The organism is Nostoc sp. DedQUE12b, assembly GCF_034530835.1.
Classification (GTDB): Bacteria; Cyanobacteriota; Cyanobacteriia; order Cyanobacteriales; family Nostocaceae; genus Nostoc.
Genome location: NZ_JAVRCI010000014.1, coordinates 102,509 through 113,801 on the forward strand (window position 1 = coordinate 102,509; position 11,293 = coordinate 113,801).

The 11,293-nt window shown below is 41.8% G+C and carries 15 protein-coding genes and 1 pseudogene; 12 read left to right on the plus strand and 4 right to left on the minus strand.

Going from position 1 to position 11,293, the window contains the following annotated elements:
* Window positions 1-123 precede the first annotated feature (123 nt).
* Window positions 124-531 (plus strand): hypothetical protein, encoded by a 408-nt coding sequence (locus tag RMY16_RS10175; RefSeq protein WP_416211657.1) that lies wholly within the window; start codon window positions 124-126, stop codon window positions 529-531.
* Here the strand turns inward: RMY16_RS10175 and RMY16_RS10180 are convergent.
* A pseudogene (locus RMY16_RS10180) lies at window positions 450-1,350 on the minus strand (Rpn family recombination-promoting nuclease/putative transposase). The gene RMY16_RS10175 and the pseudogene RMY16_RS10180 sit on opposite strands and share 82 nt — an antisense overlap.
* Between RMY16_RS10180 and RMY16_RS10185 the strand changes: the two are divergent.
* The 3 genes from RMY16_RS10185 to RMY16_RS10195 all read left to right on the plus strand — a co-directional run bounded on the left by RMY16_RS10185 (window position 1,339) and on the right by RMY16_RS10195 (window position 2,779).
* Window positions 1,339-1,548, plus strand: a complete 210-nt coding sequence (locus RMY16_RS10185) for a hypothetical protein (RefSeq protein ID WP_322736251.1) — start codon at window positions 1,339-1,341, stop codon at window positions 1,546-1,548. The pseudogene RMY16_RS10180 and the gene RMY16_RS10185 sit on opposite strands and share 12 nt — an antisense overlap.
* Window positions 1,549-1,598: 50 nt before the next feature.
* Window positions 1,599-1,994: an HNH endonuclease signature motif containing protein gene (locus RMY16_RS10190; protein ID WP_322736252.1), complete on the plus strand. Its 396-nt coding sequence runs from the start codon at window positions 1,599-1,601 to the stop codon at window positions 1,992-1,994.
* Between the two features lie 62 nt (window positions 1,995-2,056).
* Window positions 2,057-2,779 carry a hypothetical protein gene (locus tag RMY16_RS10195; RefSeq protein WP_322736253.1) on the plus strand — a complete coding sequence of 241 codons (723 nt, stop codon included), beginning with the start codon at window positions 2,057-2,059 and terminating at the stop codon, window positions 2,777-2,779.
* 159 nt (window positions 2,780-2,938) lie between these two features.
* Here the strand turns inward: RMY16_RS10195 and RMY16_RS10200 are convergent, their stop codons facing one another.
* From RMY16_RS10200 to RMY16_RS10210, 3 genes are all read right to left on the minus strand, one after another.
* Window positions 2,939-4,345, minus strand: coding sequence for an NAD(P)(+) transhydrogenase (Re/Si-specific) subunit beta (locus RMY16_RS10200; RefSeq protein ID WP_322736254.1), 1,407 nt, complete (start codon window positions 4,343-4,345; stop codon window positions 2,939-2,941).
* Window positions 4,342-4,635 (minus strand): NAD(P) transhydrogenase subunit alpha, encoded by a 294-nt coding sequence (locus RMY16_RS10205; protein WP_109009004.1) that lies wholly within the window; start codon window positions 4,633-4,635, stop codon window positions 4,342-4,344. The genes RMY16_RS10200 and RMY16_RS10205 overlap by 4 nt, the downstream gene beginning before the upstream one ends.
* Before the next feature lie 133 nt (window positions 4,636-4,768).
* Window positions 4,769-5,941, minus strand: a complete 1,173-nt coding sequence (locus RMY16_RS10210; protein ID WP_322661034.1) for a Re/Si-specific NAD(P)(+) transhydrogenase subunit alpha — start codon at window positions 5,939-5,941, stop codon at window positions 4,769-4,771.
* 767 nt (window positions 5,942-6,708) lie between these two features.
* Between RMY16_RS10210 and RMY16_RS10215 the strand changes: the two genes are divergently transcribed.
* The 8 genes from RMY16_RS10215 to RMY16_RS10250 all read left to right on the plus strand — a co-directional run.
* The gene (locus tag RMY16_RS10215; RefSeq protein WP_322661036.1) at window positions 6,709-7,221 is read left to right on the plus strand and encodes a DUF2808 domain-containing protein; all 513 of its coding nucleotides are present in this window, start codon (window positions 6,709-6,711) and stop codon (window positions 7,219-7,221) included.
* Window positions 7,222-7,334: 113 nt separating this feature from the next.
* Window positions 7,335-7,469 carry a 50S ribosomal protein L34 gene (gene rpmH / locus RMY16_RS10220; protein WP_084227158.1) on the plus strand — a complete coding sequence of 45 codons (135 nt, stop codon included), beginning with the start codon at window positions 7,335-7,337 and terminating at the stop codon, window positions 7,467-7,469.
* 25 nt (window positions 7,470-7,494) lie between these two features.
* The gene (gene rnpA, locus RMY16_RS10225; protein ID WP_322736255.1) at window positions 7,495-7,917 is read left to right on the plus strand and encodes a ribonuclease P protein component; all 423 of its coding nucleotides are present in this window, start codon (window positions 7,495-7,497) and stop codon (window positions 7,915-7,917) included.
* On the plus strand, window positions 7,904-8,296 hold the full coding sequence (locus RMY16_RS10230; RefSeq protein WP_289798076.1) for a PH domain-containing protein: 393 nt from the start codon (window positions 7,904-7,906) through the stop codon (window positions 8,294-8,296). Before rnpA ends, RMY16_RS10230 begins: the two co-directional genes overlap by 14 nt.
* Window positions 8,297-8,450: 154 nt before the next feature.
* Window positions 8,451-9,602: a membrane protein insertase YidC gene (yidC, locus tag RMY16_RS10235; RefSeq protein ID WP_322736256.1), complete on the plus strand. Its 1,152-nt coding sequence runs from the start codon at window positions 8,451-8,453 to the stop codon at window positions 9,600-9,602.
* A complete protein-coding gene (locus RMY16_RS10240) occupies window positions 9,599-10,126 on the plus strand; it encodes a protein jag (RefSeq protein ID WP_289798073.1) in 528 nt (175 codons plus the stop codon). Before yidC ends, RMY16_RS10240 begins: the two co-directional genes overlap by 4 nt.
* Window positions 10,127-10,278: 152 nt before the next feature.
* Window positions 10,279-10,806 carry a DUF177 domain-containing protein gene (locus RMY16_RS10245; RefSeq protein ID WP_322736257.1) on the plus strand — a complete coding sequence of 176 codons (528 nt, stop codon included), beginning with the start codon at window positions 10,279-10,281 and terminating at the stop codon, window positions 10,804-10,806.
* A gap of 245 nt (window positions 10,807-11,051) precedes the next feature.
* Window positions 11,052-11,293, plus strand: a 242-nt coding sequence (locus RMY16_RS10250) for an AAA family ATPase (RefSeq protein WP_322736258.1), incomplete at its 3' end; no start/stop codon positions are given.

Here is an 11,293-nt window from a genome sequence, read left to right on the forward strand (position 1 = left end):
ATGGAGAAAATAATGATTTAATTAAAAAACTCATCTATCTTAAGGAATAAAATTAGATTAATTGCTGCTAGTATACAAAAAACTTGCCTCAAAAGCATCACGCTCCTAAGGCAAAGAAATCGCGTGGCTATTTATCGCTTCAATCCCGATGGGAGTGGTGAATTCGTGTTTGAATCAGTGACAGAAGGTTGGATCTCCCTCATCCACAAACAGTCGCAGCGGCCGGAATTGAGTGAAAACGTCAGTGAATGTAGCGCCAAAGATTTAGCTACACCTCCAGTCGCTGACACCTACTTACAAGATACAGAGGGTGGTAGCTTCAGTCGGTGTAAAGTCTATCGGGTTTGTAATGATATTTACAATTCCGGCTTTAGCGACTGCTACATTAAAATCTTAGAGATTTATCAAGCAAGAGCTTATGCGATCGCTCACATTGTGGAATACATATTTTATTGCTGCTGTTGCAACCAAGCCACTAAATCAGCTTCAGTGGAAAAATCTAGTAAAGTTTCGGCTAAATCCTCTAACTGAGTTAAGGATAACCCACGTAGTTGCTCTTGTAATTCAGCAGTAATTACACCAATTCGCTTTGTTAATAGACGCTGGATTATTTTTAACTCTCCTTGTTGTATACCTTCCTCCATCCAACTGGTGACGATTTGCATAACTACCTTCTGTTGAGTTGGTTCAAATTGAGCAATTTCAGTCTGGAAAATTTCTTCTTCTTGGGCATTTAGTCGCAGATAAGTATCAATAAACCCGGAAATCAATTGTATTCGCGCTGGATCTAGCTGCAAGGTAGCTAGCAGGCGCAGACACTTCAGATTTTACTCTGGGACGGTCTTTTGGCGCTATGTTCATTTTAGCCATGAGCGCACTAGCCACGGGATTTTGCTGTTGCAGATATTCTCGCCAATTCAGACGATTTAACTGGATGACATCATAGTTGAACTGCAAGACGATTTTATGAGGAAATGCTACTTGATGAAAATTTGTTTCAGCTTTTTTGGGGCTATCGTAAGAAAACAAAGCGATAGGATACACTGGCAAGGCGTATTTTTCATATAATCTAGCGAAGTAGCGATATATCCGCAAATCAAAAGCTTCTTGATAATAAGCTTGATGTTCTAGATGTATTAGGAAAAACGATTCTTGCTCTCTAAATCGCGCTTTTACTACTAAGTCAGTTTCATATTTTTCTCCAGCAGTAACATCGGTAAATACCTCTTTGTCAATGAAAGAGATCGTATCCCGTTCCAGATAAGCTGTTATTTCTGGAAAAAATAACTCAATGAACTCCCAAAAGAAGGTTGTTAACAGTTCTTTGAATAGGCGATCGTGGTCTATCATGTCAAATTTATATCATGTTTTGATGGGCGATCGCCTACGCATTGTGGAGATTGGCGATCGCTCTTTTTAACGAACCGCAGAGGCGCAGAGAACACAGAGTCAGAAGGGAGCGATCGCACCGTGGAGATTTGGCGATCGCTCTTTTATAACGAACTACAGAGAACACTGAGGAAGAAAAGGAGTGATCGCTCTTTTTAACGAATCACAGAGGTGCAGAGAACATAGAGGAAGGAGAGGGAGATCGCACAATGGAGATTTTGCAGGCGATCGCTTTTTTTACCAATCTGTTTCAGTACAAATATACTATAATTTATAAACTAACTCTAATAAGGAGAAACTACAATATGTTCGGTAGTGTAAGTCCTAACCATTATTCCTTGGCACTGGCGTATCAAGCGGCTCAAAATGCCGTTAAATTAACTAAAATTCAAGCAGTATGGGAAAAGGGTTTTATTCTTCAAAATTGCGATCCAAGGGTCTGGCGAGAAGATGAATTTGGAAGATTGATAAATAGATATGAGTATGGAAATCGTCAATCTATTCATGGATGGGAAATTGATCACATAATACCAAAATCTCAAGGAGGTAACGATCATATTTCCAACTTGCGTCCGCTACAATGGTACGTCAATCTTATTAGGTAACAAGTTAGGTTGCCTGTGATTATGCTGAACTAAAATAATTATTTACTATATCATCTCAAATAATGACTAAAATACCTAAGTCTGGAAGATGTGTACATTGTCTACAAAATGTGGATAATTTGACGCGGGATCATGTTTTCCCTTCTGCTTGGTATCCAGATACTACTCCAGAAAATTTACAAAGATGGACAATTCCATCGTGTAAAAAATGCAATGAGGAATATGGCAGATTGGAAGAGGATTTACTTTTGAGACTAGGTATGTGTATTGATCCTGAAGATGCAAAGTCAAGCGGAATTACAGATAAAGTACTGCGTTCAATAGATCCAGACTATGCAAATGATAGAACAGAAAAGCAAACAAGAGAAAGAAAAAGAAATAAGATAAAAAAAGAAATAGTTAAATGGGAAGCAATCCCACCTATAGGTTTACATCCAAACTTTGGAGTACAAAACAATGTTTACTATCCAGAATATCTATCTATTCCAATATCAGCCGATAAGTTAGAACGTTTATCTTATAAGATAGTTCGTGGTATAACTTATTTTGTTGATCAGACTTTTATAGAAAGCGATTTTGAGATTCAATTTTTTACTATAGATGATAAAGCTGCTCAAACCATACTAAAAAAATATCAAGAACATTTGGAGACATATGATCGTCCAGGTATTAAAGTAGTACGTGCTATGACAAGTGACAATCCAGATGCTGGTTTTTATGCTATAGAAATCTGGGGCAGATTAAAAATGTACGCTGTAATCAAACCAAAGAAACTATCATGCTGAATGCTATAAATAGTTTATGCAGGATAAACACCAAAATTGAAATTTGCAAAACTCCCTTTATTTTTACTAAAAAACTTGCCTTAGGAACATAACATCCCCAAGGCAAGCCAACTCTCTAATTTTTTCTATCTTCGCGCCCTTTGCGCCCTTCGCGGTTCGTTAAAGTTGCTTCACTTCCGAAACCAACTTCGCCACCATATCCTTCGCACTACCAAAAAGCATCGTAGTTTTATCCTTGTAGAACAACTCATTATCTACACCGGCAAAACCCGTACTCATCCCGCGCTTAATTACAATCGTCTGCTTCGCCCGATCTACTTCCAAAATCGGCATACCATAAATTGGGCTATTTTTATCACTCCGCGCTGCCGGATTTACTACATCATTTGCCCCAATTATTAAAGCCACATCAGCTTGCTCAAACTGAGGATTAATATCATCCATGTCGTACAACTGTGTATAAGGCACATTTGCCTCTGCCAGCAACACATTCATGTGCCCCGGCATTCTACCAGCAACGGGGTGAATGGCATACTTGACATCAACGCCCATTTTTTCTAACTGATCTGACAATTCCCGGACGCTGTGTTGCGCTTGGGCGACTGCCATACCATAACCAGGCACAATTACCACAGAACGGGCATAACCCAACATCATCGCCCCTTCTTCGGGATCGATACTGCGGACAGTTTGATCGATCGCACCACCACTAGCAGCAGCACCACCAGAAGTAGATCCTGTACCAAAAGCGCTGAACAGCACACTGAAGAGAGAGCGGTTCATCGCCTTACACATAATTTCGGTGAGGATTAAGCCAGATGCTCCTACCAAGGCACCAGCGATGATTAACATATTGTTCATCACCACGAATCCAGCCGCCGCCGCCGCCACACCTGACAAGGAGTTCAACAGCGAAATTACCACCGGCATATCGCCGCCACCAATGGGGATGACGAACATTACACCCAGCACTAAAGAAACAGCTACCACTCCCAAGAATATGGGTAAGCTATCTGGTGTAATGATTAAATAGACACTGCCTACCAAATAAGCACCCAGAAGCAACAGGTTAAATGGTTGCTGGAAAGGAAATGTAATCGGGGAACCGCTAATTAAACCTTGCAATTTGGCAAAGGCTAAAAAACTACCTGTGAAGGTAACACCACCGATTAACACGTCCAACAGCATGGAAATGTTGACATCTAGGGGTACGGATGCGCCAGAATCCAATAATCGCCAGAATTCGGCAACAGCTACTAGTGCAGAAGCTGCACCACCCAAACCGTTGAGTAAACCCACCATTTGGGGCATTTCCGTCATTTGGACTTTGTAGGCAACGATCGCACCAATTCCCGATCCAATCGCCAAGCCCAACAATATCATCTCGTAGTTCAACACATGCTGATCCAGCATTGTCGCCACAATTGCCAGCAGCATCCCCACAGATGCAACCACATTACCGTTTCGCGCTGTAGCTGGTGAACCCAGCTTTTTCAAACCAAAAATGAATAAGGATGCAGCGACTAAATATGTCAGCTGAATGCCAGTTGGTAAAAAGTCGCTCACGCCTTAATCTCCTTCTTCTTGAACATTTGCAGCATTCTATCTGTGACTAGAAAGCCACCTACAACGTTGACTGTAGCTAGTACTACAGCGATTAAACCGAGAATTACTGACACGCTTGTTTCTCTAGCACCTGAGGCCACTATTGCCCCAAGTACCGAAATGCCAGAAATCGCGTTTGAACCTGACATTAAGGGCGTATGTAAAGTCGGTGGGATTTTGTTGATGACTTCAAAGCCGATAAAAGATGCCAAAACAAATACAAACAAAGCAGCAAGTAATGCCTCTGTCATGAAATCAAAACTCCTTGTATAAATGGGCATTGGGCATTAGGAGTGCTGAGTACTGAGTGCTGAGTGCTGAGTTAAGAGTTAAGAATTTTGTTTACCCTCTTGTCCCCCTATCTCCCTCATCTCCCTCATCTCCCTAATTAACCGCCGGTTGTTGAGTATTCGATGCTTGTAGTGCATCCCGCACTCGTTGATTGCGAATTTCACCTGCATGGGTAACGCAAGCAGCATCAACGATGTCGTCGCCAAAATCCACCTGTAAAGCTTTGTCTTTAATTAGCAGTTGAATCAACGATGTTACATTCTTGGCATACAATTGGCTGGCGTGAATTGGCATTGATGATGGGAGATTGATAGGGCCAATAATTGTTACACCATTCCACACAATATCTTTGCCGGGTTCAGTACAGGCGCAGTTACCACCTTGTTCAGCAGCTAAATCCACAATTACTGAACCTGGTTTCATTTGTGCCACCATTTCTTCTGTTACTAGCCGTGGTGCTTGTCTTCCAGGTACTTGAGCAGTAGTAATTACGACATCAGAATTTTTGATGTGTTCAGCAACAACTTCTTGAGTACGTTGTTTACTAGCTTCAGAAATTTCTTTGGCGTAACCGCCAGCAGCGACGGTTTCTTCGTCTAATTTGACTTCAACGAATTTTGCCCCTAAGCTTTGCACTTCTTCTTTGACGGCGGGACGGATATCAAAGGCTTCTACTACTGCTCCCAAACGTCTAGCGGTGGCGATCGCTTGCAATCCCGCTACACCAGCGCCCATAATAAATACTTTGGCTGGAGCGATCGTACCTGCGGCTGTGGTTAACATCGGGAAGTATTTCGGTAATGCTGCTGCGGCAATTAATACTGCTTTGTAACCTGCTAATGAAGCTTGCGAGGACAAAGCATCCATACTTTGTGCCCTGGTAGTACGGGGGATCATCTCCATACTCAAAGCTGTGACTTTCCGATTTGCTAGTTGCTGCGCCACAATGGGATTTCCCAAAGGATTGAGGAAACTGACTAAAACAGCCCCTTCCTTTAACAAATCAATTTCTGAACGTCCATCTTCTCGTTCTTGCGGTGGACTGACTTTCAGCAGAATATCTGTTTCACCCCATAATTTGGCAGTATCGCTGATTATTATGGCTCCTGCTGCTTCATAGTCAGGATCGCTAAAAAAAGATCGCTCTCCTGCACCTGCTTCTACCCACACTTCCAAGCCTTGTTTTACCAATCGGGCAACTGTGTCAGGAATTAATGCCACACGACGTTCACAAACCTCAATTTCTTTAGCAACTGCTATTCTCATGAAATCTCCTGAAGATAAATACTTAATCTCTGCCAAGTAAGCGATTGTCCAGATGATAGATGTCCCCTACTCATAGTACTTAGGCAGGAACATCAGCCATGAATTTTACTTGTAGATTGAACCTTGAATCTTTCCTCTCCCACTCTTAGCTCTCCAGGCAAAGCCTCACTTTGCCGCTCGCAGATGTCATATTTTCAGATAGTTGCAAACAGGGTTACGTATTGCACATCCTAAATTGATTCCCAAATTTTGCATCTTTATCTTTAGCTTGTTTTCGGGATTGAGAAATTTTGGTATTCCTTTCTTATAGAGTAATATTGACCGAATTTTGAAACCTTGATAATTTCCCAATCAAATTTTAATGATTACGAGTTCGATTCCAATCCAACTTATTTTAATCAATTTAGCCCAAGTTAACTGGCGATCGCTGATGGCACACCTCAATTTTTATAACAAAATTCTCAAATTTAGATACACTTATACATATTTAGAAACACAATCCCACCCTTAACTGTGTTTATATCTAGTTCAAATTTGACCCAACTTGGAAATCAAATCATGGCTACACAAGGGTAATGAAGTAAATTAATATACGGTTGTTTTAATACTAAGTACCTTTACTGTTGCCTAAACTTCAGGCAGGATGGCACTTTTTTTGGGAATTAAACGTCCATTGTCAGGAAGTCAGTAGTAAAGTTTAGTAAAGAATACTAACACACAGTTATTTTTAGATAACAGATTTATATTTTCGTAGAGGAAGCCCAATTATGCGACGTTTACTTTCTGCTTTAGCCGTGACTAGCTTTTTGGTTACTGGATTACCAACCTTGACTTGGGCGCAAAGCTTACCTGGATTTACGCTGTTTAGCGGCGTCAAACAAGAAAATCAGCTACCCTTCCGATTAGATTTTGGGGGACAAGCTAATGGTTGGGATCGATACATATTAAGGATTCCAGCCAAAAGAATGAAATTGGCAGTTGGTCAATTTGCCATTAACTACCCTGATTATTACAAAGGAACTTTTGACCAGAAAAAAATTGAAGTCCGAGTCAAAGGCAAAGCAGTGCCGCTTTCTGAGGTGAAGTGGGACAAAGAAGGTAAACTGATTAATATTTTTCCTCAAGAGCCAGTACCAGCAGGTAGCGCAGTCGAGGTAGTGTTATCTAACGTGAAAAACCCATCCTTCGGCGGAGTTTACTATTTTAACTGTCAAGTACTCTCCCCTGGCGATGTGCCACTACTACGCTACATGGGAACATGGATTTTGAGCATTAATTAAGAATCGGGAGTAGGGAGTGGGGATATAACCAATCGGCGATTCCCAATTCCCTAACAAAGTGATAAAATTAGAGATTGTGAGTTTTTATAAAAATCACCTAAGAGGAGAAGAGTATGAAAAGAACACTGGGCGGTACTAGCCGTAAGAGAAAAAGAACCTCTGGTTTTCGCGCCAGGATGCGGACACCAGATGGCAGAAACGTGATTAGCGCCAGAAGAAAAAAAGGCCGTCACCGTCTGGCTGTTTAGGGCATATCAAGCTAAAAGAGCATCTGTGGCTTTGCCCAAAGCAAATCGGCTAAAATCCCGAAAGGATTTCCAGGCAGTTTTCCGGGAAGGAATTCGGCGTCATGGCTCTTATTTAACATTGAGAGCCTTAAAGCCTTTGTGTTCAATGAAACCTTCTTTGGACACTGCCACCCAGACTACACAAGCAACTGACTCAAAGCTCCTTGCTAGCACGCGGATTGGTATTTCAATTAGCACGAAAGTCAGCAAAAGGGCAGTGGTTCGCAACCGAATCAAACGGCAAATTACTGCTGCTTTATACAACTTGCTGCCAAAATTATCACCAGGATGGCGGTTAGTATTCATTGTCAAACCTACAGCAGCAGAATCTAAGTGCGTAAGCCGACAATTTCTGCAAGAATTAGAGCAGTTGTTGGCACAAGCTGAGGTGTTCGATGGGAATTCGTGAAGATGTTTATTATGAAGGTGGCCCCCATGTTGGGGATTTAATTGTCAACCTGCTGATTGGGCTAACCATTGTCGGGCTACCATTAGCAGTTGGAGCAATTGTCAGGGCATTGTGGCTGCGTTTCCGCATCACCGATCGCCGAATTACTGTGATTGGAGGTTGGCAGGGACGCGATCGCACTGACGTAATTTACTCAGAAATTGTCAAAATCGTCAAAGTTCCCCGTGGCATTGGCTTTTGGGGAGATATGGCGATCACCCTAAAAAACGGCAGTCGTCTGGAATTGCGTGCAATTCCCAATTTTCGGGAAGTCTATGACTACATAAACGAAAGAATTGCTGCGAAAAATCCCGAATTTAGCGCCACTGCCAATCAGTGATGGCAGCAGGGGAAGATGAGGAAAATGAACCAATGCCCAATTCCCAATGCTCCATTTAAATGTGCGGCTATCCGTAGCGAAAGATAGTCGCCGACAAATCATGATTTAGATAAATTAGATTCAGTTTACAGTACCTCAGGTTGAATTCAGAATAATGGATTTTGGTATCGGCTTTCTCTCGAACAACGTGATGCTGCCAATCATAGATTTCTTCTATGGTATTGTGCCTAGCTACGGATTAGCGATCGTTGCTTTGACCCTGATAGTCCGCTTCGCGCTCTATCCCCTGAGTGCTGGCTCAATTCGCAATATGCGGAAAATGCGAATTGTACAACCTCTGATGCAGAAGCGGATGGCAGAAATTAAAGAGCGCTATAAGGATGAACCGCAAAAGCAGCAGGAGGAAATGGTTAATGTCCAAAAAGAATTTGGCAACCCTTTGGCAGGCTGCTTTCCATTACTAGTGCAAATGCCAGTCTTGTTAGCGCTGTTTGCTACTTTGCGGGGTTCGCCTTTTGCAAGTGCGAACTATAGCGTTAACCTGCAAATTCTTCCCGCAGAACAAATCGAACAAATTCAACCACAAGCCTTTGCCACTGCTCCGCAAAATATTTACGTTGCAGATGGGGAACACGTTAAAGTAGCTGCCATTATTCCCAGCGGAAATAAATTAGCGGTGGGAGAACAAACCAAAATACAGTATCAGACTGTTGAAGGTAAACCATTTCAGGTACTCTTAGCAGAACACCCAGAAAATAAACTGATTCCTGATTGGAAAATTACCAAGGGTGAAGATAGGATAAAAATTGATGCCGAGGGCAATGTAGAAGCCTTGCAACCAGGAGAAGTTACTATTCAAGGAACAATTCCTGGATTAGCAGCAGAAAAAGGCTTTCTATTTATTGATGCTTTAGGCAGGGTTGGCGCACAAGATGCAGATGGCACAATCCATTGGGATATTGTCGCCATGATCGTTTTCTTTGGAATCAGCCTTTATGTTAGCCAAATGCTTTCCGGGCAAAATTCCAGTGGTGGCAATCCGCAGCAGGATACAGTTAACAAAATCACCCCCGTTATCTTTTCTGGGATGTTCTTGTTCTTCCCCCTACCAGCCGGGGTGCTGATGTATATGGTGATTGGTAATATTTTCCAAACCGCCCAAACTTATCTTCTTTCCCGCGAACCTCTACCGGAGGAACTGCAAAAAATTGTAGAAACCCAGGAGAAAGAAGCAGCAGTCACAGAACAAAAAGCATTACCATTTGAACCAAAAAGTCCTAAGAAAAAGGCGACAGGGGGATCATGAGCGACATTCCGATGCAGCGAGGTCAGCAGTGGTTAAAAACCCTGCTGGAACTCACTGGAATACCTGCTGAGATTCAGGGTCATTTAGAAACTGCCCAATCTCAAGACGGCGATTCTCCAGAACCAGATAACTACTGGTTGACTATTGACCAAACCAATTTGACATCAGAACAAATCCAGGTGTTAATTGGTGCTGATGGTTCTGTGTTAGATGCGATTCAGTATCTCGCAAATTCGGTTCTAAACCTTAGCCAACCCCCGGAAGAACAAGCCTCTTACACCATTGAGTTAAATGGCTACCGGGTGAAAAGAGAAGCCGAAATTCGCGCATTAGCAGAAGCAGCAGCCGATGAAGTGCGCTTTTCTGGTAGAGAAGTGGAAATCAAATCTCTTAGTTCTGCTGAACGGCGTCAAGTTCATACCTTCTTAAAGGAATTTGGAGATTTAGAAACCTTCAGTCGCGGTAAAGAGCCACATCGCCATCTGGTTGTCTGTCCAGCTTCGTTGGAAGGAGTTAGGAGTTAGGAGTTAAGAGTTATGAGTTTGGAGTTAATTGAAAACTCATAACCATATAATTTCAAAATTTCTCTTGTTCTTAAGAGATAAAATAAAAATTCAATATCAGTATAGTCGCTGGTAATCAAGATAAATTTCAGTGAGGATGTCTCACAAATCCTATGGACGCAGTTTATATTCCGCAGCTAACTCAAGCCCCGGAGCGGACAGAGGAAGTTCAGGTTAATGAATTTCTGCCTGGTCTGGAAACTTTGACACCAGTTCGCGGCTACGTGCGCGTACAGCATCATGGTAATTACTTACAAGTATCTAGTCAAGCAGAAACAATTATTACCTGTACCTGCAACCGCTGCTTGCAGCAATACAATCATCGTTTAGGGCTTGATACGAAAGAAATCATCTGGTTAGACGAAACGGCAAATCAGGCAAATGACTTGCCCTTAGAAAGGGAAGTAGTCATGGAAGATTTGCTGGAAAGTTTACCGCCTGATGGTTATTTTTATCCAAACGAATGGCTGTATGAGCAGATGTGCTTGGCAGTACCACAACGGCAACTGTGCGATCGCAATTGTCCAGGTATTCCTGTAAGTAGTACAGTTGATAGTCCTGATACTTCTGATAGTCGTGAAACTCCAGTTGATAACCGTTGGGCTTCTCTGGAAGCACTGAAAAAACAACTTCCGGGATAGTAAGACGCGTTACGGTGCATCACTTCTTCACTTTAAGTCTTACAACTTATGCAGTAGTTTACTAAGCTCATCTATGACATTTCCATAGAAACCCGGCTTCTCTAAGAGACCGGGTTTTTTCGGTTTTACTTGGCAAAATAAGTTAAATTGCCAATAATAGAATTAACTTAGTCAATAAATAATACAAAATGTTTATCAAGAAGCTGCAAGTATTTAACTATAAGTCATATCTCGACTCTGGCCTAATGGAATTTTCATCAGGTATTAATATTATTGTTGGGCGAAATAATGCAGGAAAAACATCTTTACTTGAGCTACTAACACTAGATTTTGAAAATCATCCTCATAGAAGTTTAAAGACTTTACCAAGTAAACTTTCAAATATACAAGAAGAATCGAAAATAGAAATTACTTTGCATATTGAAAAAAAAGAATGTAAGGATTCAGGTCAAGAGGTATTGACAAATGTGACATCTGAGGCGGAATA